This is a genomic window from Allobosea sp. LjRoot90 (genome assembly GCF_964254315.1).
GTDB lineage: Bacteria > Pseudomonadota > Alphaproteobacteria > Rhizobiales > Beijerinckiaceae > Allobosea.
In genome coordinates this window covers 249,408-271,284 of the sequence record NZ_CAXUTF020000006.1, presented here as the reverse complement: position 1 = coordinate 271,284, position 21,877 = coordinate 249,408, and the positions used below count along the sequence as shown (strand labels likewise).

The 21,877-nt window shown below is 66.4% G+C and carries 21 protein-coding genes; 12 read left to right on the top strand and 9 right to left on the bottom strand.

The window, feature by feature from the left end:
* The first annotated feature begins 116 nt into the window (after positions 1-116).
* The 3 genes from ACSQ3M_RS21955 to ACSQ3M_RS21945 all read left to right on the top strand — a co-directional run bounded on the left by ACSQ3M_RS21955 (position 117) and on the right by ACSQ3M_RS21945 (position 4,372).
* Complete coding sequence (locus ACSQ3M_RS21955; protein WP_436152195.1) at positions 117-1,595, top strand: cobyric acid synthase; 1,479 nt, start codon at positions 117-119, stop codon at positions 1,593-1,595.
* Positions 1,596-1,750: 155 nt separating this feature from the next.
* The gene (locus ACSQ3M_RS21950) at positions 1,751-2,347 is read left to right on the top strand and encodes a TetR/AcrR family transcriptional regulator (RefSeq protein ID WP_436152194.1); all 597 of its coding nucleotides are present in this window, start codon (positions 1,751-1,753) and stop codon (positions 2,345-2,347) included.
* A 57-nt stretch (positions 2,348-2,404) separates the two neighbouring features.
* Entirely contained in the window at positions 2,405-4,372 is a 1,968-nt protein-coding gene (locus ACSQ3M_RS21945) for an SDR family NAD(P)-dependent oxidoreductase (protein WP_436152193.1), read from the top strand.
* On the opposite strand, the gene ACSQ3M_RS21940 is transcribed toward ACSQ3M_RS21945, so the two are convergent.
* Together ACSQ3M_RS21940 and ACSQ3M_RS21935 are read right to left on the bottom strand one after the other, a co-directional pair.
* Positions 4,293-5,225 (bottom strand): NAD-dependent epimerase/dehydratase family protein, encoded by a 933-nt coding sequence (locus tag ACSQ3M_RS21940; RefSeq protein WP_436152192.1) that lies wholly within the window; start codon positions 5,223-5,225, stop codon positions 4,293-4,295. The two genes, ACSQ3M_RS21945 and ACSQ3M_RS21940, sit on opposite strands and share 80 nt — an antisense overlap.
* Positions 5,222-6,241 carry a glycosyl transferase gene (locus ACSQ3M_RS21935; RefSeq protein WP_436152191.1) on the bottom strand — a complete coding sequence of 340 codons (1,020 nt, stop codon included), beginning with the start codon at positions 6,239-6,241 and terminating at the stop codon, positions 5,222-5,224. The genes ACSQ3M_RS21940 and ACSQ3M_RS21935 overlap by 4 nt, the downstream gene beginning before the upstream one ends.
* A gap of 71 nt (positions 6,242-6,312) precedes the next feature.
* Between ACSQ3M_RS21935 and ACSQ3M_RS21930 the strand changes: the two genes are divergently transcribed.
* The gene (locus ACSQ3M_RS21930) at positions 6,313-6,783 is read left to right on the top strand and encodes an MmcB family DNA repair protein (protein WP_436152190.1); all 471 of its coding nucleotides are present in this window, start codon (positions 6,313-6,315) and stop codon (positions 6,781-6,783) included.
* Here the strand turns inward: ACSQ3M_RS21930 and ACSQ3M_RS21925 are convergent.
* The 3 genes from ACSQ3M_RS21925 to ACSQ3M_RS21915 form a co-directional block, all read right to left on the bottom strand.
* The gene (locus tag ACSQ3M_RS21925) at positions 6,780-7,190 is read right to left on the bottom strand and encodes a group III truncated hemoglobin (protein WP_436152189.1); all 411 of its coding nucleotides are present in this window, start codon (positions 7,188-7,190) and stop codon (positions 6,780-6,782) included. The two genes, ACSQ3M_RS21930 and ACSQ3M_RS21925, sit on opposite strands and share 4 nt — an antisense overlap.
* Positions 7,187-7,762: an ActR/PrrA/RegA family redox response regulator transcription factor gene (locus ACSQ3M_RS21920; RefSeq protein WP_129160317.1), complete on the bottom strand. Its 576-nt coding sequence runs from the start codon at positions 7,760-7,762 to the stop codon at positions 7,187-7,189. The genes ACSQ3M_RS21925 and ACSQ3M_RS21920 overlap by 4 nt, the downstream gene beginning before the upstream one ends.
* A 76-nt stretch (positions 7,763-7,838) precedes the next feature.
* Positions 7,839-9,188, bottom strand: coding sequence for an ActS/PrrB/RegB family redox-sensitive histidine kinase (locus ACSQ3M_RS21915; protein WP_436152259.1), 1,350 nt, complete (start codon positions 9,186-9,188; stop codon positions 7,839-7,841).
* A gap of 184 nt (positions 9,189-9,372) precedes the next feature.
* Between ACSQ3M_RS21915 and ACSQ3M_RS21910 the strand changes: the two genes are divergently transcribed.
* Entirely contained in the window at positions 9,373-10,674 is a 1,302-nt protein-coding gene (locus ACSQ3M_RS21910; protein WP_436152188.1) for a polyhydroxyalkanoate depolymerase, read from the top strand.
* A gap of 50 nt (positions 10,675-10,724) precedes the next feature.
* Positions 10,725-11,465, top strand: coding sequence for a M48 family metallopeptidase (locus ACSQ3M_RS21905; RefSeq protein WP_436152187.1), 741 nt, complete (start codon positions 10,725-10,727; stop codon positions 11,463-11,465).
* 10 nt (positions 11,466-11,475) lie between these two features.
* On the opposite strand, the gene ACSQ3M_RS21900 is transcribed toward ACSQ3M_RS21905, so the two are convergent.
* Positions 11,476-13,017, bottom strand: coding sequence for an MFS transporter (locus ACSQ3M_RS21900; RefSeq protein WP_436152186.1), 1,542 nt, complete (start codon positions 13,015-13,017; stop codon positions 11,476-11,478).
* A gap of 122 nt (positions 13,018-13,139) precedes the next feature.
* Here ACSQ3M_RS21900 and ACSQ3M_RS21895 point away from each other — a divergent pair, with 122 nt between their 5' ends.
* Entirely contained in the window at positions 13,140-14,006 is an 867-nt protein-coding gene (locus ACSQ3M_RS21895; protein ID WP_436152185.1) for a LysR family transcriptional regulator, read from the top strand.
* An 11-nt stretch (positions 14,007-14,017) separates the two neighbouring features.
* On the opposite strand, the gene ACSQ3M_RS21890 is transcribed toward ACSQ3M_RS21895, so the two are convergent.
* From ACSQ3M_RS21890 to ACSQ3M_RS21880, 3 genes are all read right to left on the bottom strand, one after another.
* Positions 14,018-15,028 (bottom strand): Lnb N-terminal periplasmic domain-containing protein, encoded by a 1,011-nt coding sequence (locus tag ACSQ3M_RS21890; protein ID WP_436152184.1) that lies wholly within the window; start codon positions 15,026-15,028, stop codon positions 14,018-14,020.
* A 37-nt stretch (positions 15,029-15,065) separates the two neighbouring features.
* The gene (locus tag ACSQ3M_RS21885; RefSeq protein ID WP_436152183.1) at positions 15,066-16,676 is read right to left on the bottom strand and encodes a phosphoenolpyruvate carboxykinase; all 1,611 of its coding nucleotides are present in this window, start codon (positions 16,674-16,676) and stop codon (positions 15,066-15,068) included.
* Between the two features lie 209 nt (positions 16,677-16,885).
* Positions 16,886-17,635, bottom strand: a complete 750-nt coding sequence (locus tag ACSQ3M_RS21880; RefSeq protein ID WP_436152182.1) for a HugZ family protein — start codon at positions 17,633-17,635, stop codon at positions 16,886-16,888.
* A 148-nt stretch (positions 17,636-17,783) separates the two neighbouring features.
* Between ACSQ3M_RS21880 and ACSQ3M_RS21875 the strand changes: the two genes are divergently transcribed.
* The 5 genes from ACSQ3M_RS21875 (at position 17,784) to ACSQ3M_RS21855 (ending at position 21,648) form a co-directional block, all read left to right on the top strand.
* On the top strand, positions 17,784-18,485 hold the full coding sequence (locus ACSQ3M_RS21875) for a response regulator (RefSeq protein ID WP_436152181.1): 702 nt from the start codon (positions 17,784-17,786) through the stop codon (positions 18,483-18,485).
* A gap of 65 nt (positions 18,486-18,550) precedes the next feature.
* Positions 18,551-20,344 (top strand): stimulus-sensing domain-containing protein, encoded by a 1,794-nt coding sequence (locus ACSQ3M_RS21870; RefSeq protein ID WP_436152180.1) that lies wholly within the window; start codon positions 18,551-18,553, stop codon positions 20,342-20,344.
* The gene (locus ACSQ3M_RS21865; RefSeq protein ID WP_436152179.1) at positions 20,341-20,793 is read left to right on the top strand and encodes an HPr kinase/phosphorylase; all 453 of its coding nucleotides are present in this window, start codon (positions 20,341-20,343) and stop codon (positions 20,791-20,793) included. Before ACSQ3M_RS21870 ends, ACSQ3M_RS21865 begins: the two co-directional genes overlap by 4 nt.
* A 103-nt stretch (positions 20,794-20,896) precedes the next feature.
* A complete protein-coding gene (locus ACSQ3M_RS21860; RefSeq protein ID WP_129160293.1) occupies positions 20,897-21,298 on the top strand; it encodes a PTS sugar transporter subunit IIA in 402 nt (133 codons plus the stop codon).
* Positions 21,299-21,366: 68 nt separating this feature from the next.
* On the top strand, positions 21,367-21,648 hold the full coding sequence (locus ACSQ3M_RS21855; RefSeq protein ID WP_436152258.1) for an HPr family phosphocarrier protein: 282 nt from the start codon (positions 21,367-21,369) through the stop codon (positions 21,646-21,648).
* Positions 21,649-21,877: the final 229 nt, after the last annotated feature.

Here is a 21,877-nt window from a genome sequence, read left to right as displayed (position 1 = left end):
TACCCCTCAGCCGGTTCACGCCAGCTTCTGCTGCTTCTTCGCCCCTTTGGAGCAGTGGGACGCTGACGTGGATCGGTGAGCTTTTTCGGGGACCGGAAGCGCGCTAGGCAGGACCCATGTGTTCCTCCCGCCCAACCCCTGCGCTGATGCTGCTCGGCACCGGTTCCAATGTCGGCAAATCGCTGCTCGTCGCTGGCCTGTGTCGGCTCTTCGCCGATCGCGGCCTGAAGGTTCGCCCCTTCAAGCCGCAGAACATGTCGAACAATGCCGCCGCGACCGCCCAGGGCGAGATCGGGCGGGCCCAGGCCCTCCAGGCACGTGCCGCCCGGATCGTGCCTGATGTCGACATGAATCCGGTGCTGCTCAAACCCGAGAGCGAGCGCGGCAGCCAGATCATCCTGCAGGGCCGGGTCGCCGGCCATCTCGCCTCGGGCGATTTCAGCCGGCGCGGCGACTTCATGCCGAAGGTGCTGGAGAGCTTCGCGCGCCTGAGCGACGGCGCCGACCTGATCCTGGTCGAGGGGGCGGGCTCGCCGGCGGAAACCAATCTGCGTGCCCGCGACATCGCCAATCTCGGTTTCGCGCGTGCGACAGGTGTTCCGGCCGTGCTGATCGGCGACATCGACCGCGGGGGCGTCATCGCCAGCCTGATCGGCACCCATGCTGTGCTCGATGCCGACGATCGGGCGATGATCCGCGGCTTCGCGATCAATCGCTTTCGCGGCGATGTCGGATTGTTCACGCCGGCACTCGACACGATCGCCAAGGCGACGGGCTGGCCGAGCTTCGGCGTCGTGCCATGGTTCGCCGACGCCGTCCGCCTGCCGGCCGAGGATGGGCTCGATTTGATGCAGGGCGCGCCGGTGCGTGCCGGTGCGCTGAAGATCGTGGTTCCGGTCCTGCCCGGCATCGCCAATTTCGACGATCTCGACCCGCTGAAGCTCGAGCCCGGCGTCGAGCTTGTCTTCGTCGGCCCTGGCACGCCGCTGCCGGGCGATGCCGCCCTGGTGATCCTCCCGGGCTCAAAGACGACGCTGCGCGATCTCGCCCGGCTGCGGGAGGAGGGCTGGGACATCGACATCATCGCTCATCGTCGGCGCGGCGGCCATGTACTCGGCCTGTGCGGCGGCTACCAGATGCTCGGCACGGTCGTGCGCGATCCGCTCGGCCTGGAAGGGCCGGCCGGTTCGGCTCCCGGCCTCGGCCTGCTCGACATCGAGACCGAGCTGACGCCCGACAAGACCGTGCGGGAGGTCGCGGTCGAACATCCCGGCAGCGGTGCCATTGGCCGCGCCTACGAAATCCATCTCGGCGCCAGCGACGGGCCGGACCGGGCACGGGCGCCATTTAGGGTCGAAGGGCGGCCGGAAGGTGCCCGCAGTGCCGACGGCCGGGTGGTCGGGACCTATCTCCATGGCGTCCTGACATCGGATCCGCTGCGCCGTGCCTGGCTCGAAAATCTGGCGGGAAAACCGCTTGCGGCCGGAGAGGCCTATGAGCCTGCGGTGGAGGCGGCGCTCGACCGGTTGGCAGAGCATCTGGAACGCCATCTCGACACCGCCGCGCTGCTCGAACTGGCGCGGTCGCGATCCTGATATTTGGAGGCCGTCTGGCGAAAAATTGTCAGGAGCACACAAATAAAGCTTTGCGGTTCAATTTGTTGACGACTGACGAATTTCGTCATACTCAACAATGGCGTCCGCAGACGGCCTATGGGAACAAGTCACCAGACCGGGAAGTTGCCCCTGGCATGAGCACAATAGAGCGCGATACACGGCACGAGATCATCGACGTCGCCGAGCGGTTCTTCCGCCAGATCGGCTACCAGAAGACCACCGTCGCCGACATCGCGAAGTCGCTGCGCATGAGCCCGGCGAATGTCTATCGTTTCTTCGACTCCAAGAAGGCGATCAACGAAGCGGTCGCCGAGCGCTCGATGACCGAGCTCGAGGCGACCGTCGCTGCGATCGCAGCTGAAAAGCGTTCTGCCGCCGAGCGTTTGCGCGACATTCTCGCTGCGACCTGCCGCATCAACGCGGCCCGTTATCTCGACAATCACCGCCTGCACGAGATGGTCGCCTGCGCCATGGAGGAGAGCTGGGACGTTATCCGTGGCCATATCGAGCGCTATGACGCGATCCTGCGCGCCGTCGTCGCCGACGGCATCGCCAAGGGCGAGTTCAGCGCCCGCGATCCGATCACGGCGACCCATTGCGTGCGCATGGCGATGTTGCGCTTCTGTCACCCGCTTCTGCTCGGCCAGTGTGCCGAATTGCCGGGTCCGAGCATCGAAGAGATGATCGACTTCATCCTTGCAGGGCTGGGTGCCGGGCGTCCGAGAGCCTGACCGACCGGTCCGGCCTGCGTTGACAAGGCGGCGAGGGAGCGGGATACCCCGCCGCACATGCTGATCCTCACCAAACAGAGCGCCAAGAAGCTCGCCGTCATCGTCCATGACCTGGCAATGACCGCGCTCGCGATCGTCTTCGTCTTCGCCGTGCGCTTCGAGGGCTGGCTGTTCGACGAGCGGATGCGGCAATTGCCGACGATCCTGCCCTTCTTCGTCGCCTATGCGGGCGCGGTCTACTGGTTCTTCCAGCTCTATCGCTCGAAATGGCGCTTCGCCTCGCTGCCGGACCTGTCGAACATCGTCCGGGCGGTCACGGTGCTGACCCTGACCTTGCTGGTGGTCGACTACGTCCTCGTCTCGCCGAATTTCTATGGCTATTTCTTCTTCGGCAAGATCACCATCGTCCTCTACTGGCTGATGCAGATCGCGCTGCTCGGCGGCCCGCGCCTGGCCTATCGCTACTTCAAATACTCCCGTTCCAAGCACCAGGCGGCGCGCGAAGCGACGCTGCCGGCCCTGCTGCTCGGCCGTGGCGTCGACATCGAGATGGTGATCCGCGCTATGGAATCGGGTACCATGGGCAAGATGCGCCCGGCCGGCATCCTGTCGCCGCGGAGCGACGACCTCGGGCAATCCATCCGGGGCATTCCGGTGCTCGGCCTGCTCTCGCAGATGGAGACGGTCGCGATCGACGCCAGCGAGCGCGGCGAGCCGTTCCGCCGCATCGTCGCGACGCCGAGCGCCCTGGCACCGGAGGCCGAGCCGGACAAGTGGCTCGCTAAGACGCGCAAACTCGCCATCCCGATCTCGCGTCTCGATACACTCGGCGAAGGCTTGCGCGGCAGCGAGCTGGCACCGCTCGAGATCGAGGACCTGTTGGTACGCCCCTCGGTCAAGATCGACCGCGAGCGGCTCGAGGGCTTCCTCAAGGGCAAGCGCGTCATCGTCACCGGTGGCGGCGGTTCGATCGGCTCCGAGATTTGCCTGCGTTGCGCCGCCTTCGGTGCGACGGAGCTGCTCGTCATCGAGAATTCCGAACCGGCGCTGTTCCACGTTACCGAGGCGCTGCTGGCGCAGGACCTGCCGATGCGGGTCACCGGCGCGCTTGCCGATGTCCGCGACGAAGCCCGCATCGGCCCGCTCTTCAAGGCGTTCGCGCCCGACATCGTCATCCATGCCGCCGCGCTGAAGCACGTGCCCTATCTCGAGGCCGACTGGGGCGAAGGCATCAAGACCAATATCTTTGGCTCGGTCGTTGCCATCGAGGCTGCGATCGCCGCCGGCGCCGGCATCTTCGTGATGATCTCGACCGACAAGGCGATCGAGCCGGTTTCGATGCTCGGCGCGACCAAGCGTTTCGCCGAGATGTATGCCCAGGCATGTGACGCCGAGTTCGCCGCCGGCAATCGCGGCACGCGCCTGGTTGCGGTCCGCTTCGGCAACGTGCTCGGCTCGGTCGGCTCGGTGGTGCCGAAGTTCAAGGCGCAGATCGAGCGCGGCGGGCCGGTCACCGTGACCAGCCCGGACATGATCCGCTACTTCATGACCATTCGCGAGGCCTGCGACCTGGTGTTGACCGCTGCCTCGCACGCGCCCGAGCACGAGGCGCAGGATGAGCGCGCCGCCGTCTACGTCCTGAAGATGGGCCAGCCGCTCAAGATCATCGACCTCGCGCAGCGCATGATCCGCCTCGCCGGCTATGAGCCCGGTGTCGATATCGAGGTCGCGATCACCGGTGTCCGGCCGGGCGAGCGCCTGAACGAGATTCTCTTCGCCAAGGATGAGCCGATGGCCGAGACCGGGCTCGACGGCGTCATGGCGGCCAAGCCCATCTTCGCCGGCCGCGCCCGCCTGCAGGGCTGGCTGGGCGAACTGGAGCGGGCGCTCGCGGCGCAGGACCGGCTCGGCGCCGAGGCAGTACTGGAAGCGGCGATTCCGGACTTCAGCCAGCGTCAGTCGGGCTCGCCGCCAATCGTGCCAGAGCAGCCTTCGTCTCCGCAGGCGGTTGCCAGCCAGCGCTGAGCAGGGCGCCGGGCGAGGCGACGAGCCCGTTCGCCAGACGCTCATAGGCAGCGGGGCGTCCGGCGAGTCGTGCAGCCAGTGCGAGCAGGAGGAATGGAACCGGGATCAACCCCGGCCCACGCCCGAGGCCAGCCCGCATCGCGGCGAGCATCTCAGCGACTGATAGAGGCTCGGGATCAGCGACGATGTAGCTGCGCCTTACCGGGCAAGTCTCGCTCAGGCTGAAAGCGACGGCCTCGGCGAGATTCTCGATCGCGAGCAGCGAGCGCTTCGCCGACAATGCGCCGAGCGGCAGCGGCAGGGGTAATCGCGCCAGCTTCAGCAGCGCTGCCATGTTGGCCTTCACGCCCAGCCCGTAGACCAGCACCGGCCGTAGCGCGACCCAGTCGAGATCGAGCCCGGCGAGCTCCTCTTCGGCCGCGAGCTTGGACCGGCCATAGGCGTCGGTCGGTGCGGGCGGATCAGCCTCGTTCAGCGGCTGATCGCTGATCGGCCCGCTCTGCGCCCGGATCGAGGACAGAAAGACGAAGCGCCGGACCCCGGCCACCTGCGCGGCCAGCGCCAGCGCCAGCGTCGCATCGGTATTGACGGCTCGGTAGCGCTCTTCGGGGACCTCGCCGTCGGCATGGGCTAATCCGGCGCTGTGGACGACGAGATCGACGCCATTGAGCAGCGGCCGCCAGTCGATCGGCGTGCCGAGATCGCCGATCGCGACCTGTTCGACACCGGAAATGGCGGAGACCGCGCTTCTGCCTGCTGTCCGCAGGCGGTAGCCGCGGGCGATGAGGTCGTGAAGCAAATGCCGGCCGACGAAGCCGCTGGACCCGGTGAGCAGGACGCGTTCGCCGCTCACGGCCGCGCCCGTTTGCGGGAGAAGCGACGCAGAAGAGCGCTGGTCAGCGTCAATGCGGCCAGCAGGCAGCCGAGCTGAGCCCAGAACGCAGGCAGGGCGATGCTGACCGCCGCGAGCGCGATCAGGCAAAGATTGAGCAAGGCGACCTGCACGACGATCTCGATGACCTTAAAGCCGTTATCGGTCGCCTGCTGGTAGAAATGCGAGCGGTGCGCCTGCCAGACTTTCTCGCTGCGCACGAGGCGGCGGAAGAGCGTGATGGTCGAGTCCATGACGTGATAGAGCGGCAGGATCAGCGCTGCCGTCAGCGCGCCGGTGCCCGCCAAGCGGTAAAGCAGATAGGCCCCGAGCAAGCCGAGCGGCAGTGAGCCGACATCGCCGAGGAAGATCCGTGCCACCGGCTTGTTGAACGGGGCGAAGCCGAGGAGCCCGCCGAACAGCGCCGCGGCGAGGAGGCCGGTGGCGGGGTCGATGACGCCATGACTCCCCGCGAGCGCGAGCGCACCGGTCAGCGGCACCAGCCCCGCAAGCGTGATCCAGTCGATTCCGTCGATGAAGTTGACGAGATTGACGAACCAGACGCCGGCGATCAGGGCAAGGCCGCGTTCGGCCCAGAGCGGCAGCGCCTCCGGCAGCAGGCGCATCTCAGGCGCGGCGTAGAACACGACGATGCCGACGCAGAAGACCTGCAGCGGCAGGCGCAAGCCGGGCGAGAGCGGCCTGATATCGTCCCAGGCGCCGACGAGCGCCAGCAGCGCAGCCGCAGCCATCACCAGGACGAGACCCTGCTTCGCGTTTGCCTCCATCGGGATGAGGGCCAGCGCTAGGCTCAATGCCAGGAAAGCACCGGCCAGCACGGCAATGCCGCCGCCTTGCGGCGTCGGTGTACGGTGGCTGGAGCGTGCATTCGGCCGTGCCAGCGCATAGCGCATCATCAGGGGGCGCAGGACCAGGCACAGCACGAAGGCGAGGCCGGCGGCGAAGGCAATCAGCAGGAGGGGAGCTAAGTGTTCCAAGGCGCGCGGACCATAGCCATACCGGGCCTTGCTGCAAGCAGCTCTTGCATCGGCGAGCACAAAAAGAGAACATGAAGGGTATGATCGTCGCCGATTCCGTCCTCAATCCGCCGCCCGCCCGGCCGGATATCACTCGCGCTGTCTGCCGTGGCGCCTCGCGTCATCTGCGCGAGCGCGGCTACGCCATCGTCAAGGAGATGACCTTCGCCAACGGCAGGCGCGGCGATATCGTCGCCCTATCGCCCTCCGGCGAGTTGCTGGTCGTCGAGGTCAAGTCCGGGATCGAAGACTACCGGGTCGACGGAAAATGGCCTGATTATCGCGATTACTGCGACGGCTTCCTCTTCGCGGTCGCGCCCGAATTTCCGCTGGAGATCCTCCCGGAGGATGTCGGCCTGATCGTCGCCGACGCCTTCGGCGGCGAGATGCTGCGCGAGCCGCCGCGCCATCAATTGGCGCCGGCACGCCGGAAGATGCTGACCATCGCCTTCGCCAGGCTGGCGGCGGTGCGCCTGGCGCTGCTGGAAGATCCTGGAACCTAGCCGACCGCCCGTTGCGGCAAATTGAGTGCCTTCGGGCCGATGTTCAGGCTGATCTGCAGGCTGTCGGCGATGCGATGGGCGCGGTCGATGAACAGGAATTTGGCCGGGCCGGTGCAGAGTTCGGCAACCGTCGCCTCGAACAGCGAAAGCCAGCGCTCGAAATGCTGCATCTCGAGCGGGAGCGGCATATGGACCTGTTGCGGCTTGCCACGATAGCGCCCGCTCATCAGCGTTACCGAAGACCAGAAGTCGCGCAGCTTGGCGAGATGCGGCGCCCAGTCCTCGCCGAGCTTGGCGAGGAAGATCGGGCCGATCAGCGGGTCCTGGCGGACGCGGCCGTAGAAGGTCTCGACCAGCTCCGCGATCAGCTCTTCCGAAATCCGCTTTGGCAGCGGAATTCCGCTCATCGCGGGGCGCGCTTGGCCAGGATGCGCTGGAGGGTACGGCGATGCATGCCGAGCCGGCGCGCCGTCTCGGAGACGTTGCGGCTGCACAATTCGTAGACGCGCTGGATATGCTCCCAGCGGACCCGATCGGCCGACATCGGGTTCTCCGGCGGCACCGGGCGCGCATTCGGCCCGGCGGCCAGCGCCGAATGGATCTCGTCGGCATCGGCGGGCTTCGCCAGAAAGTCGAAGGCACCCAGCTTCACTGCGCTCACCGCGGTCGCGATATTGCCGTAGCCGGTCAGGACGACGCCGCGTGCATCCGGGCGTTTCTCCTTGAGGCGGGCGATCACATCGAGCCCATTGCCGTCGCCGAGGCGCAGATCAATCACGGCGAAGGCCGGTGCTTCCTCCTCGACGGCCGCGAGCCCGGCCTCAACTGATTCGGCGATCCGTACCGAATAGCCCCGTCCTTCCATGGCGCGAGCGAGGCGGTTCAGGAACGGCTTGTCGTCGTCGACAAGCAGGAGGGACATGTCCCTGCCGGCATTGTCGGTGAGCTCGCCTGTCGTCGGCGCCGTGTCCATCGCCATCATCTCCTCCGGGCGGACCTGCCCGGTTCACTATCCATTGTACCGATTGCGCGACGCGTTGAAACGCCGCAACGCCTCATTCTGTCGCATATGGGGTCAAAAGCTCCGGGTTTGAAGGTGCAGCCGGGCGGTCGTCGCGCTCGAAAACCGCGCGCAGCCAGGTAATCCGGACGCTGGCGCCCGTCGCCGGCAGCGGCAGATTGGAGAATTCGAGCGTCGCGCCACTGCGCTCCAGCAGCGTCTTGGCGATGAACAGGCCAAGCCCGAGGCCGCCGCCGGCGCGCGATTCCTTGGCATGCGAGCGCGAGAGATAGGGGTCGCCGGCCCGCATCAGCACCTCGGGCGTGAAGCCCGGCCCGTCATCGGCGATCGTCAGGAGGACGGCGCCTTCCGTCCACTGTGCGGTGATCGTCACCTTGGAGCGGGCAAAATCGACTGCGTTGTCGACGATGTTGCCTAGTCCGTAGTTCATGCCGGGGTTGCGTCGGCAGACCGGCTCCGGCTTGTCGCCGACGAGCGCGATCTCGAAGGGCACCCCGAAGGGCCGCTGCGGCCCGGCCGCTTCCTCAATCAGGAGGCTGAGCGAGAGCTGGTCGAGCGGGCCGGCATCGTCGTCCTGAAGCGAGGCGAGCTTGCCCAAAATGCCGCGGCAGCGCTCGACCTGCTCGCGCAGCAATGTGATGTCCTCCGCCATCTCGCCCTCGGGCGGGGCAAGCCGGGAGAGCTCGCGGGCGACGAGAGCGATGGTGGCGAGCGGCGTGCCGAGCTCGTGCGCAGCCGCAGCGGCGAGCCCGTCGAGCTGGGAGAGATGCTGCTCGCGCGCCAGCACCAGCTCCGTCGCGGCCAGCGCTTCCGAGAGGTCACGCGCCTCTTTGGCGACACGCCAGGCATAAATGCCGGTGAAGCCGAGCCCGAGCAGCAGCGCGATCCAGTTGCCGGCCTGGTATTGCGGCGGCAGTACCGGCCGCCCCGTCCCGGCCCAGGGTAGGGGCCAGTGCAGGACGGTGAGCAGCGTGGCGAGCCCGGCGGCGAGCAGGCCGAGCGCCAGCGTGTGCCGCGGCGGCAACGCCGTCGCCGAGATCATCACCGGCGCCAGGAACAGAATTGCGAACGGGTTCTGCAGGCCGCCGGTGAGATAGAGCAGCGCTGCGAGCTGGAGAATATCGAAGCCGAGCAGCGCCGTCGCCGCGCTTTGGTGCAGGCGGTGGCTGAGCGGGAAGCGGATGCGCAGCGCGATGTTGAGCCAGGCCGAGACCGCGATGACCAGGAAGCACCAGCCGAAGGGCAGGGCAAAGCCGAGCCCGAAATGGACACCGGCGACGGCGACGCTCTGGCCGGCGATGGCGAGCCAGCGCAGCCGCACCAGCGTGTCGAGCCGCAAATGACGCGGCGTGGATCCGGGGGGCGATGAGATGAAGTCGGTTATCGTCACGGCGCGCAATCTTCGCAAGGCGGGAGCGGGCCGAGGAGGAATAAGCTGTGGCTAATCGGCATCACAAGGAAATCTTAGCCCTTTGAACGATTGAATGAGAACAAATTATACTTAGGCTGCGTTGCCTTGCTGCACTGCATCGTGGGATGCGGCGCTGCGAAAGCGCGAAAGGGACGCCATGTCGTTCGCCTACCACGCCTATGAAGCGGTTCACATGATGGTCAGCCCGGCGCGGGCTTTGTCCGACGCCATGCAGCTCGCCTTCAAGAACCCGGCGAACCCGCTGACCTATACCCCGTTCGGCCGCTCGGTCGCCGCCTCTTGCGAACTGTTCGAGCGCACCACGCGCCGTTATGGCAAGCCGGCCTTCGGGCTCGACACCACCACGATGAACGGCGTCAAGGTCGCGGTCGAGGAGCGGATCGCCTGGCAGCGTCCCTTCTGCAATTTGATCTATTTCGACCGACAGGTCGGCACGCGCCGCAAGCCGCAGCCCAAGGTGCTGCTGGTCGCGCCGATGTCCGGTCACTACGCCACGCTGCTGCGCGGCACGGTCGAGACCATGCTGCCCGACCATGAAGTCTACATCACCGACTGGATCGACGCCCGCCTCGTGCCGCTCGCGGCCGGCAGCTTCGATCTCGATGATTATATAGATTACGTCATCGCCATGCTGCAGAAGCTCGGCCCTGACACCCATGTCATGGCCGTCTGCCAGCCTTCGGTCCCGGTGCTCGCTGCGATCGCGCGCATGGAGGCCGAGGGCGATCCCTCCTCGCCGCGCTCGATGACGCTGATGGGCGGGCCGATCGACACCCGCCGCTCGCCGACCGCTGTCAATCAGCTCGCCATGGAGCGTGGCACCGACTGGTTCCGCCGCAACTGCATCACCCGCGTGCCCTTCCCGCATCTCGGCGCTTTCCGCGAGGTTTATCCCGGCTTCCTGCAGCTCTCGGGCTTCATGGCGATGAACTTCGACAAGCACCTGACCGCCCATTACGACATGTACAAGCATCTCGTCGCCGGCGATGGCGACTCGGCCGAGAAGCATCGCGACTTCTACGACGAGTACATGGCGGTGATGGACCTGACCGCCGAGTTCTACCTGCAGACCGTCGATACGGTGTTCGTGAAGCATGCCTTGCCGAAGGGCGAGATGATGCATCGCGGCAATCCGGTCGACCTCAAGGCGATCCGCGGTGTCGCACTGATGACGGTCGAGGGCGAGAACGACGACATCTCCGGCGTCGGCCAGACCAAGGCTGCCCATGATCTCTGCGTCAACATCCCGGACGATATGCGGGTCGAGTACCTCCAGAAGGGCGTCGGCCATTACGGCGTCTTCAACGGCTCGCGCTTCCGCTCCGAGATCGCCCCGCGCATCTCAGACTTCATGCTCACCCTCGACATGAAGGCAGCCAGTGAGCGCCGCAGCGAGACGGCGGCGGCGGCGCGCAAGGCGCTGAAGGTCGCGAGCTGAGCTAGCTCGCCCTCTTCCGCTCCCGCTGCGAATCCCGCACAATCGTCGGGATGCGGTTTTCCCTGTTCAGGCGCAAGCCCGATCCCGACCGGATCGAGGTCGCCCATGCCGGCCTGCTCTATCCGGTCACCGTCAGGCGGCGCTCGACGGCGCGGCGATTGACGCTGCGTGTCTCGCAGGCGACCGGCGAGATCACGCTGACGCTCCCCGAACGTGTCGATTTCGCGACGGGGCGCATTTTCGCGGAGAATCACGGCGGCTGGATCGCGGCGCGTCTCGCCAAGCGGCCGCAGGGCGTGCCGTTCGAGCCCGGCGCCGTCGTGCCGCTGCGCGGCGTGCCGCACCGCATCGTGCACTGGACCAGGGTGCGCGGGCTGACCCGCGCCACGCTCTCGGCCGAGGGCGAGCCGATCATCGCGGTCTGCGGCGAAGCCAGCCATGTCGCGCGCCGGGTCAAGGATTTCCTGCGTCGCGAGGCACTGGCCGACCTGGAGAAGGCGGTGCGCACCCATACCGCCATGCTCGGCATACCCGCGCGCAAGATCACGCTGCGCGATACCACCAGCCGCTGGGGCTCATGTTCCTCGAAAGGGCATCTCAGCTTCTCCTGGCGGCTGATCATCGCCCCTGCGTCGGTGCTCGATTATCTCGCTGCCCATGAGGTCGCGCATCTCAAGGAGATGAACCACTCGCATCGTTTCTGGGCGCTGACGCACAAGCTCTGCCCAGGCACCGATCAGGCGGAAGCCTGGCTCAAACGCCATGGTGCGAGCCTGCACGGCTATGGCTGATCGCCCACTCTCATTGCGCTTGGCAGGACACCGCGTTCTTGGGCGCTGACGGCCGCGCGAAGACCACGAGGCTCGCTGCTGCGAGCAGCCACACGCCGATCCCGCCATAGAGCATGACCGCCCCGAAGCCGTCAGCAAGCGCCTGGCGCGCCAGCGTTGCCGACAGGCCGGTCTCGGCGGAAATGGGCGCGCCGGCGGCCAGCTTCTCCGCCAGGCTGCGCAAGGCCGTGGCATCGGTGCCGGCCGCAACCTTGGTCGCAAGCGAAGCACGCACGCCTTCGACGAGGATGAAGCCCATCAGCGCGATGTTGATGGCGAGCGAGATCATGCGGGCACTGAGATCGATGCCCGAGGCCATGCCGGCACGCTCGGCCGGCACGGCGGCGGTCGAGGTGTTGGTCACCGGGGTGTTGGCGAGGCCGATGCCGACGCCGGAGAGGAGGCAGCCCGGCAGCATGGTCAGCCAGCTCGGCGCGGCGACGGAGGTGCCGAGCTTCATCGCGATGAAGCCGAGCCCGATGGTGAAGAGCCCTGCGGGGATGACGACCCCCGCCCGATAGCGCCGCGCCAGCTGCTCGGCCAGTGGCGGCACGGCCAAAGTGGGCAGCGTATAGGCGAGCAGCACCAGACCTGCGGTGAGGCCGTCATAGCCGAGCCCGGCCTCAAACCAGATCGGCAGATAGATCATGAAAGGCCAATAGCTGACGTTCATTGCCGCCGCGCTGATGATCGCGCCGGAGAAGGCGCGGATCTTGAAGACCGAGACGTCGATCATCGGGCGGCTGACCGTCCGTTCGACGAGGAGGAAGGCGACGAAGCTCGCCACCGCGATGGCGAGAACGGTCAGGGCCTGCGGGCTGGCGAAGCCGAGATCGGGCCCCTGCGTGATGAAATAGGCGAGGCAGAACACCGACAGTGACAGCGTCGTGATGCCGCCGATATCGAGCCGCTCCGCCGCGGGGTCGCGTGATTCCGATACGGAACCCAGAGCCAGAAGCGCCGTCCCGACAGCAATAGGTGCATGGACGAGGAAGACCCATTGCCAGCCCGAGAGTGCGACGATGGCACTGCCGATGATTGGTCCGAAGCCGAGGCCGATGCCGAAAACGACGCCCCAGACGCTGAAGGCCATCGCCCGTTCGGCCGGCTCGCGAAACTGCTGCGACAGGATAGCGACGCTGCAGATGAGACCCGCCCCGCCGCTCAGGCCCTGAAATATGCGGGCGACGATCAGCACCGTTGCGTTGGGTGCGAGACCGCAGGCCAGCGACGCGACGGCAAACGCCATGATCGCAATCAGGAAGACCCGCTTGCGCCCATAGCGATCGGCCAGCGTGCCGGCCGCCATCAGCACGCCCGTCACCGCGATGGTATAGGCGTTCATGATCCACTGCATCTCCTTGAAAGTGGCCGGTAAAGCCCTTTCGAGCGTCGGCAGGATCGCCGGCACGCTGGAGATCTCGAGGCCGAACATCAGCGCCATCAGGCAGGCGACGATGAGGGCCGGGATGCCGCGCGCGCGCGACATCGGCACCGTTTGAGTGACGTCCATCGTGTCGGATCTTTCCTGTCGGCGGGCGCGCGAGTGGCCCTGCGGCGAGTCGCGGGCAAGTTAGCGGGCACCACGCGATTACAGAACCGAATGCCTTGCTATTTCAGCGATGATAAATTGATATGGCTGGTACTATGACACTTGATGTCGATGCCGTCAGAGCTTTCGTTACGATTGCGGAACTGCGCAGCTTTACCCGCGCCGCTGTGGCGCTCGGCTGCCACCAGGCTGCCATCAGCCTCAGGCTGAAGCGACTTGAAGAGCGTCTCGGCCACCGGTTGATCGAACGCACGCCGCGGCTCGTGCGCCTGTCCGCACAGGGCGCGATGTTCCTCGACGAAGCCCGCGCCTTCCTCGCTGCGCATGACCGTGCGCTGTCGGCGCTGTGCAATGCGCGCCGCCGTTTCGGTCTCGGCATCGCCGCTCATGTCTTCGGGCCGGAAGTGCCGACGCTGCTGGCGAGGCTCAACGCGCATGACCCCGGCCTGATGATCGAGGTGCAGCTGGGCCATTCGCGGCCCCTGCTTGAGGCCTTCGACAAGGGCGAGCTCGATGCGGCGATCGTCCGCCGGGACGATGATCGCCGCCCGGCCGAGGTTCTGGCGCCGGAGCTGTTCGGCTGGTTCGCGGCGCCGGATTTCGAGTACCGTCAGGGCGAGCCGCTGCGGCTTGCGACGCTCTCGGCCTCCTGCGGCGTGCGCGACATCGCCACCAAGGCGCTCGATGCTTCCGGCATCCCCTGGGTTGAGGTCTTCATCGGCGGCGGTTCGATCGCGGTCGATGCGGCCGTCGCAGCGGGCCTTGCCGTCTCGGCCTTCTCCTGCCGGCTCGCTCCCGCCGGCACGGTCGAGGTCAGCCGCCGTTTCGGCCTGCCGGATTTGCCGACATCGGAGATCGTCATGGTCTCGACCCTGACCGACGCCAGATCGCGCGCGGCCCTGCGTACGCTCGCCGCCGCATTCCGCGAACATCGGCCGATCGTTTGCTGAGAGCGTGAGGCTCAGTTTCGCGCGGTCGGCACGCCCTCGCGGATGACGCGGGAGAAGTCCGGGCTGTCGAGCGACACGGCTCGCGCCTTTGCGCTGATCTTGCCCTGCTGCACCAGCTGATCCAGCGGCAGATCCTGCCCGATCGCTCCGATGTCGCGCAGATAGCCCGGCAGATAGCCGGACAGCACGACGCGCGGGTCGAGCGGCAGCGAAAACTGCCAGCCCGGCGCGACCGAGCCGACCAGCCGGTAGACCACCGTCGTACAGTTCGTGGTGATCGTGTTGTACCAGCGCGGCTCGCGCGCCAGCCGGTTCACGTCCGCGACATAAGCGAGCAGCACGTCACGCGCCCGCTCCGGCGAGATGCGCAGCCGGAACATCCGGACATCCTCGCCTCGCGCATGGGTGCGAAGGCCGACGACATCGCGCTCGTCCGTCGCGACATAGGCCATCTCGTAGACCCGGAAGAAACCGGCGAGAGAGGACCATTCCTCGCCCTTCTCGCGCCGCACCTCGATCGAGAAGGTGAGCGGGCTTGTGTCCGCAAAGGTGAAGCTGACGAGCAGATGGGCGATCGCTTCGCCCGACCAGTAGGACAGGAAAAGATCGACGCCCTCGATCCTGCTCAGATCGTAGCTGCGCGTCTCCCAGCGCTGGTCGTAGTCGGCCTCGGTGCGCCAGCGGAAATCGCGGAGGTTGGTCACGGTCAGACGATCGCCGTCGCGTGCGATCTGCGGCAGATGCGCCAGCTCCGGGATCCAGTTCCGATCATGCGAGGGCTTGAGACTGCCCCACCAGCCGAGCAGACTGACGAAGAGGACGGCAAAAGCGAGCGGCAGGCGCGGTGCGCCGGTCCAGAGCCCGATGGCGCCGGCGAGCCCAGCGAGGCCAAAGCCGATCGCAGCAGCGATGCCGATCGCTCCCGATAGCCGGAAGGCGAGCAGCCCGGCGCTCCAGCTGGCGGCGCCGAGAACGACGAGGGTCAGGAGAAGCTGGAGCAAAACGATCAGGAGGCGGCGCATCGCCGCCTCCCATAGCACGCTTCCGCGCCGATTGCGCTCAAGCCGCGAGCGAGCTCGTCGGCGCCGCAGCCTTCACCGCATCGTCGACATGGTTCTCGAACTTCGCGAAGTTCTCGGCGAACATGCCGATGAGCTTCTTTGCCGTTTCGGCGAAGGCGGCTTTGTCCTGCCAGGTCTTCACGGGATACAGGATGTGGGGCTCGACGCCGGGCACCGAGGTCGGCACCGCGAAGCCGAAATAAGGGTCGCGGCGGAAATCGGCGCGGTTGAGCGAGCCGTCGAGCGCCGCGGTCAAAAGGCGGCGCGTCACGCGGATCGGCATGCGCCGGCCAGTGCCGTAGCCGCCACCGGTCCAGCCGGTGTTGACCAGCCAGCAATCGACATGATGCTTGGCGATGAAGTCGCGCAGCAGGTTGGCGTATTCCGACGGGTGGCGCGGCAGGAAAGGCGAGCCAAAGCAGGTCGAGAATTCCGGCTGGACGCCGACGAGGCCGCGCTCGGTGCCCGCGACCTTGGCGGTGTAGCCGGAGAGGAAGTGGTACATCGCCTCGGCCGGGGTCAGCTTGGCGATCGGCGGCATCACGCCGAAGGCGTCGGCCGTCAGCATCACGATGTTCTTCGGCGTGCCGGCGCGGCCCGAGCGCGAGGCGTTCGGGATGGCGTCGAGCGGATAAGCCGAGCGGGTGTTCTCGGTCTTGCTTTCGTCGTCGAAATCGACCTCGCGCGAGATCGGGTCCATGACGATGTTCTCGAGTACCGTGCCGAAGCGCTGCGATGCCGCGAAGATCTGCGGCTCGGCCTCGGCCGAGAGCCGGATCGTCTTGGCGTAGCAGCCGCCCTCGAAGTTGAAGATGCCGTCCTTCGACCAGCCATGCTCGTCGTCGCCGATCAGGGTGCGGTCGGGATCGGCCGAGAGTGTTGTCTTGCCAGTGCCGGACAGGCCGAAGAAGATCGCCGGGTCATTCTTGCTGCCGACATTGGCCGAGCAGTGCATCGGCACCACGCCCTTGGCCGGCAGCGTGTAGTTCAGATAGGTGAAGACCGACTTCTTCATTTCGCCGGCATAGGCGGAGCCGCCGATCAGCACGATCTTGCGGGAGAAATCGATCGCAATGACCGTCTCGCTGCGGCAGCCATGGCGTTTCGGATCGGCCTTGAAGCTCGGCAGGTCGACGATCGTCAGCTCGGGAACGTAGGCGGCGATCTCGCTCGCCTCGGGCCGGATCAAGAGGTTGCGGATGAAAAGCGAGTGCCAGGCAAGTTCGGTGAAGACCCGTGCCTTCACCCGGTGGGCCGGATCGGCGCCGCCATAGAGGTCCTGCGCGAACAGCTCCTTGCCCTCGGCGTGCTTGATGAAGTCGCCGAGCAGGGTCTCGAACTGCTCCGAGGAGATCGCGCCGTTGTTCTCCCACCAGACGGTCTTTTCGGTCAGTGCGTCCTTGACGACGAACTTGTCCTTGGGCGAGCGGCCGGTATGCGTGCCGGTATCGGCGCAGAGCGCGCCGCCGCGGGCGAGCTGCGATTCGCCACGCCGCAGCGATTCCTCATAGAGGCGCGCGGCCTCAAAATTCCAGTAGACGGCCTTGAGCCCGCGGAAGCCGAACTTGTCGGCGCCGCTGTTCGGGTTGACGTGACCGATGGTCTCCACTGGCAATTCCTCCTGCCGAGAAGCCGCCGCCTGACGATGCCGGCGCCGTGATTGGAGTGGGGGCAAGCCCCACTATGGGCCCGATGGGCCGGTGAAGTGGAGGGCTCTTTAGGCGGATGACGCCGCCGGCTCAAGTCATGACGATAACCCGCCAATGAGGATACCAGATCTAAATCGTTTAAAAATTCAGCTGTGGTGAATGACGTCGCTCACGCGGCGCTGCGCGCCTTTCCAGCGAGCGCGACCAGGGTGTTGCGAAGCGCGTCCGGTGTTGTCACCGGCTCGTCGAAGGCAAGGCGCAGCGCTCTGTCCCCGAGCATCAGATCGGCGCCGTCAGGGTCGAGCCCGGAAAGGCGCCAGGCGCCGTCCTCACCGCCGAGCAGGTTCGTCGCGTAGAGCTGGATGGCGTCGGCATGGTCCTCGTTCATATGGTCGACCGCGCCTTCCTCCGCTTCGATCAGTGCCCCAGCCTGCGAGCAATCGCTGAGCACGTCGCCGGCCTCGAGCTCATAGGCGCGACCGAAGCCGCCATTGAGGCTCGCGCGCTGGAGTTTGAGCGCGAAGAAGGAGAAGTCGGGAAAATCGACATAGAGCGAGGCTTTCGGCTGGCGCGCCAGGAAGCGGCGCCGCACGCGCTGGCCGAACTCGCTCTCGCGGTCGATCGTCTCGGCCGTGGCGATGAGCGTGATCCGGGCATGGGCGAGCGGATCGCCCTTGCCGCCGGGCGCGATCAGGAGCGAGCAGCGTGGATCGGCGATGAGGTTGCCCGTGTGCCCCGACAGCGAGGAGACCAGGATCAGCGGCGTCCCGTCGATATCAGTCGCGAGGCTGGTCAGGCTGGCGAAGGGGTGTCCGTCCGGCGTCAGCGTCGCCAGGGAAGCCGAGCGCGCGCTGCGCAGCAGCCCTCGTGCGAGTCCGCGCGCGCTGGCATCGGTCGGCCTGATCGGATCGGTCACCATGGCACTTTTCGCTGTCTTAAGTGTTTTCGAAGGCGAGACGTAGCGAAACCGCCTTGGCTTGGCTAGATTGCAGCCTTGCTTTGGCCGCTCTCGCGCGAGAGTGGACCCTTTGATTGCAACGCCAGAACACAAAGAGCTGGAAAAGCTTATGCCAACCATTGCGCTGGTCGACGACGACCGCAACATCCTGACCTCGGTTTCGATCGCATTGGAAGCCGAGGGCTATCGTATCCAGACTTATACGGATGGTGCCTCGGCCCTCGACGGGCTGAAGCAGAATCCACCTGACCTCGCCATCTTCGACATCAAGATGCCGCGCATGGACGGGATGGAGCTGCTGCGCCGTCTGCGCCAGAAATCTGACCTGCCGGTGATCTTCCTGACCTCCAAGGACGAGGAGATCGACGAGCTCTTCGGTCTGAAGATGGGCGCCGACGACTTCATCCGCAAACCCTTCTCGCAGCGGCTGCTGGTCGAGCGCGTCAAAGCGATCCTGCGCCGCGCCGGCGCCAAGGATGCGAGCGCGGCACCGCGCACCGAGGACGCCAAGGCGCTGGAGCGCGGCCTGCTGCGGATGGATCCCGAACGGCACACCTGCACCTGGAAGGGCGAACCGGTGACGCTCACTGTCACCGAGTTCCTGATCCTGCAGTCGCTGGCGCAGCGACCGGGCGTGGTCAAGAGTCGCAACGCGCTGATGGACGCGGCTTATGACGACGAGGTCTATGTCGACGATCGCACCATCGACAGCCACATCAAGCGCCTGCGCAAGAAGTTCAACCAGGTCGATGTCGAGTTCGACATGATCGAGACGCTCTATGGCGTCGGCTACCGCTTCAAGGAGAATTGAGAAGCGCCCCCGGCGCGGCCCATGACCGCGTTTGCGCGGGCGCCGGGACAGAGTATGAGCCGTTCATGGCTACGATCGAACAGGAAGGGGCTCGCGCCGGCGGGCCGCGGACGGGGCTGACGCTGCGCCGCCGCGCCGCGCTGTTCGGTCGCCGTGTCTGGCGCGCCATCTCCGGCCGGGCCGCCTCGAGCCTGACCCGGCGCATCGTCGTCCTGAATCTCGCCGGCCTCGTCGCTCTGCTCGTCGGGTTCCTCTATCTCAACCAGTTCCGCGAGGGCCTGATCGAGGCGCGCGTGCAGAGCCTGCTGACGCAAGGTGAGATCATCGCCGGTGCCATCGCCGCCTCCGCCACGGTCGAGACCGACACGATCGCGATCGACCCGGATAAGCTCCTGCAGATGCAGGCCGGTGAGAGCGGGGCCATCGCCGAGGATCCGCTGGATTTCTCGATCAATCCGGAAAAGGTCGCCCCGCTCCTGCGCCGACTGGTGACGCCGACCAAGACCCGCGCCCGCATCTACGACAAGGACGGGATGCTGACGCTCGATTCGCGCAACCTTTATTCGCGTGGCGACATCCTGCGGCTCGACCTGCCGCGCATCGGCGAGAGCGACGAGCCGCCGCTGCTCGAGCGCACCTGGAATCTGTTCCGCAATCGGCTCGGTCGCGCCGACGTGCCGGCCTATGACGATTTCGCCAACGCCAATGGCAGATCCTATACGGAGGTCGCCCGGGCCCTTGCCGGCTCGCCGGCGAGCGTGGTGCGGGTCAACACCCGTGGCGAAACGATCGTCTCGGTCGCCGTGCCGGTGCAGCGCTTCCGGGCGGTGCGCGGCGCATTGCTGCTCTCGACCCAGGGCGGCGACATCGATGCCGTCATCGCCTCCGAGCGCTACGCCATCTTCCAGGTCTTTGCAGTCGCCTCCAGCGTGATGATCGTGCTTTCGGTGCTGCTCGCCGGTACCATCGCCGAGCCGATCCGCAAGCTGGCCGATGCGGCCCAACGCGTCCGCCGCGGCGTCAAGTCGCGCGAGGAAGTCCCGGACTTCTCCAGCCGCCATGACGAGATCGGCCACCTCTCAGGTTCGTTCCGCGAGATGACCCAGGCACTGTACAATCGCATGGAGGCGATCGAGCGCTTCGCCGCCGACGTCGCACATGAGCTCAAGAACCCGCTGACCTCGCTGCGTAGCGCGGTCGAGACCTTGCCGTTGGCGAAGAACGACGATTCGCGCAGCCGCCTGCTCGCGGTGATTCGCCACGACGTGAAACGGCTGGATCGGTTGATCACCGACATCTCGGAGGCTTCGCGCCTCGATGCCGAGCTCGCACGCGACGACACGGCTCCGCTGGATGTCGCTCAGCTCGTCGAAGCGGTCGTCTCGGTCCAGAACCAGATCAGCCGGGAAGGCCAACCGGTCGTCGAGCTCTCGGTCGACCGGCGCGGCCAGCGGCCGGGCGCCGACCCTTTTTATGTGCTCGGCCACGATTCCCGGCTCGGCCAGGTCATCGTCAATCTGATCGAGAACGCCTGCTCCTTCTCGCCGGCGGACAAGCCGGTCAGGGTCAAGCTGTCGCGCGTCGCCGGCGATGTGCTGATCACGGTTGAGGATGATGGCCCAGGCATTCCGCCGCATGCGCTGGAGCGGATCTTCGAGCGCTTCTACACCGACCGGCCGGAGAGCGGCTTTGGCCAGAATTCCGGGCTCGGCCTCTCGATCTCGCGTCAGATCGTCGAAGCCCATCGCGGCACGATCCGGGCCGAGAACCGCTATGCCTCCGAGCAGTCCGAGGGCGAGGACAAACGGCTCGGCGCCCGCTTCATCGTGCGCCTCCCGGCGGCGGCGCAGCCGGCATGAGCGCTTCGCCTTCGATTCGCCTGCATGCCAGCGCTGTCGTCATCGGCGAGGTCGGTGTCCTGATCCGCGGCCCATCCGGCGCCGGCAAGTCGAGTCTGGCGCTGGCGCTCATCAGCCTGGCGCAGCTCCAGGGTCGCTTCGCTCGGCTGGTCGCCGATGACCGCACCGAAATCGTCGTCCGCGCCGGCCGCGTCATCGCCGCGCCGGTATCGCCGATCGAGGGGCTGGTCGAGCGGCGCGGCCTCGGGTTGACCCCGGAACCGCATCTCGCCGGTGCGGTGATCCGCTTTGTGATCGATTGTGGCGCTGAGCCCGAGCGCATGCCGGAACCCGAGGCGCTGGTCGAGACCATTGCTGGCGTTACCCTGCCACGGCTTTGCCTGCTTCCGAGGGTTGGCGACGAACGTCTAGTGCTCGCGGCGCTTGCGCTCTTTGCCGGTCCGGGGTGAATTGGTTTCGAGGAGTTCGAGACAAGCCTTGCCTATCTTTCGCACCTGCCGCATAAACCGCGACCTTGTCCGGGCGCCGTTGGGCGCTCTCCGGTGGTACTGAATGATCGGACTCGTGCTTGTCACGCATGGGCACTTGGCGACGGAATTCCGCGCCGCGCTCGAACATGTCGTCGGCCCTCAGGCCAATCTTGCCACCATCGCCATCGCCCCCGATGACGATATGGAGGGCCGCAGGCGTGACATCATCGCGGCGGTGGAGCAGGTCGAGAACGGCAAGGGCGTCATCGTCCTAACCGATATGTTCGGCGGTACGCCCTCCAACCTCGCCATCTCGGTGATGGAGCCGGGCCGGATCGATGTCGTTGCCGGCGTCAACCTGCCGATGCTGATCAAGCTCGCCAGCGTGCGCGAGGAAAAGACCCTCGACGAAGCTGTCAGCAGCGCGCAGGATGCCGGCCGCAAGTACATCACGGTCGCCAGTCGCGTACTCGCGGGCAAATGAGGTCCGGCGTGCAGGACATCCGCGAAGAAGACATTCGCGACGAGGATTGCGACTGCTCCGAGGTCGAGATTCCGGCCGGTGCCGTCTATGGCGAATTCCAGATCATCAACAAGAAGGGCCTGCACGCCCGCGCCACGGCCAAGTTCGTGCAGTGTGCCAGCCAGTTTGACGCCGACATCACCGTCAGCCGCTGTGGCGAGACTGTCGGCGCCACGTCGATCATGGGTATCCTGACGCTGGGGGCCGGTATCGGCTCGACCATTACCGTGGTCGCCAAGGGCGCTGATGCGAAGGACGCGCTCCAGGCGCTGGGGACGCTCGTCGCCGACAGGTTCGGTGAGGGCGAATAGGCCTCTCGTGTGGTCGGTCGCTCAGGCGTTGCTGGTTTACGCCAAGGGAATTGCCGTCGTTCTCGCGCTAGTTTGGTTCTTCTTCGCGCTTCTGACGGACCGCCTCTCACTGCGCGCTATGCGGGATCGGAGCTGGTGGCCGTAGCGCGTTCTGGCGCGCGGCTTGGAGCACCCCCTTCCGTGCCCTGCAGAGCGCACATAAAGACATCTTTATATCTTTGATTGCCTT

Bases quoted from the DNA above. Each gene is read 5' to 3' on its own strand.
- ACSQ3M_RS21860 (WP_129160293.1), top strand. From the start codon at position 20,897: ATGATCGGACTCGTGCTTGTCACGCATGGGCACTTGGCGACGGAATTC.
- ACSQ3M_RS21880 (WP_436152182.1), bottom strand. From the start codon at position 17,635: ATGGTGACCGATCCGATCAGGCCGACCGATGCCAGCGCGCGCGGACTC.
- ACSQ3M_RS21895 (WP_436152185.1), top strand. From the start codon at position 13,140: ATGGCTGGTACTATGACACTTGATGTCGATGCCGTCAGAGCTTTCGTT.
- ACSQ3M_RS21865 (WP_436152179.1), top strand. From the start codon at position 20,341: ATGAGCGCTTCGCCTTCGATTCGCCTGCATGCCAGCGCTGTCGTCATC.
- ACSQ3M_RS21910 (WP_436152188.1), top strand. From the start codon at position 9,373: ATGTCGTTCGCCTACCACGCCTATGAAGCGGTTCACATGATGGTCAGC.
- ACSQ3M_RS21925 (WP_436152189.1), bottom strand. From the start codon at position 7,190: ATGAGCGGAATTCCGCTGCCAAAGCGGATTTCGGAAGAGCTGATCGCG.
- ACSQ3M_RS21920 (WP_129160317.1), bottom strand. From the start codon at position 7,762: ATGGCGATGGACACGGCGCCGACGACAGGCGAGCTCACCGACAATGCC.
- ACSQ3M_RS21890 (WP_436152184.1), bottom strand. From the start codon at position 15,028: ATGCGCCGCCTCCTGATCGTTTTGCTCCAGCTTCTCCTGACCCTCGTC.
- ACSQ3M_RS21955 (WP_436152195.1), top strand. From the start codon at position 117: ATGTGTTCCTCCCGCCCAACCCCTGCGCTGATGCTGCTCGGCACCGGT.
- ACSQ3M_RS21945 (WP_436152193.1), top strand. From the start codon at position 2,405: ATGCTGATCCTCACCAAACAGAGCGCCAAGAAGCTCGCCGTCATCGTC.
- ACSQ3M_RS21900 (WP_436152186.1), bottom strand. From the start codon at position 13,017: ATGGACGTCACTCAAACGGTGCCGATGTCGCGCGCGCGCGGCATCCCG.
- ACSQ3M_RS21950 (WP_436152194.1), top strand. From the start codon at position 1,751: ATGAGCACAATAGAGCGCGATACACGGCACGAGATCATCGACGTCGCC.
- ACSQ3M_RS21930 (WP_436152190.1), top strand. From the start codon at position 6,313: ATGAAGGGTATGATCGTCGCCGATTCCGTCCTCAATCCGCCGCCCGCC.
- ACSQ3M_RS21875 (WP_436152181.1), top strand. From the start codon at position 17,784: ATGCCAACCATTGCGCTGGTCGACGACGACCGCAACATCCTGACCTCG.
- ACSQ3M_RS21905 (WP_436152187.1), top strand. From the start codon at position 10,725: ATGCGGTTTTCCCTGTTCAGGCGCAAGCCCGATCCCGACCGGATCGAG.
- ACSQ3M_RS21870 (WP_436152180.1), top strand. From the start codon at position 18,551: ATGGCTACGATCGAACAGGAAGGGGCTCGCGCCGGCGGGCCGCGGACG.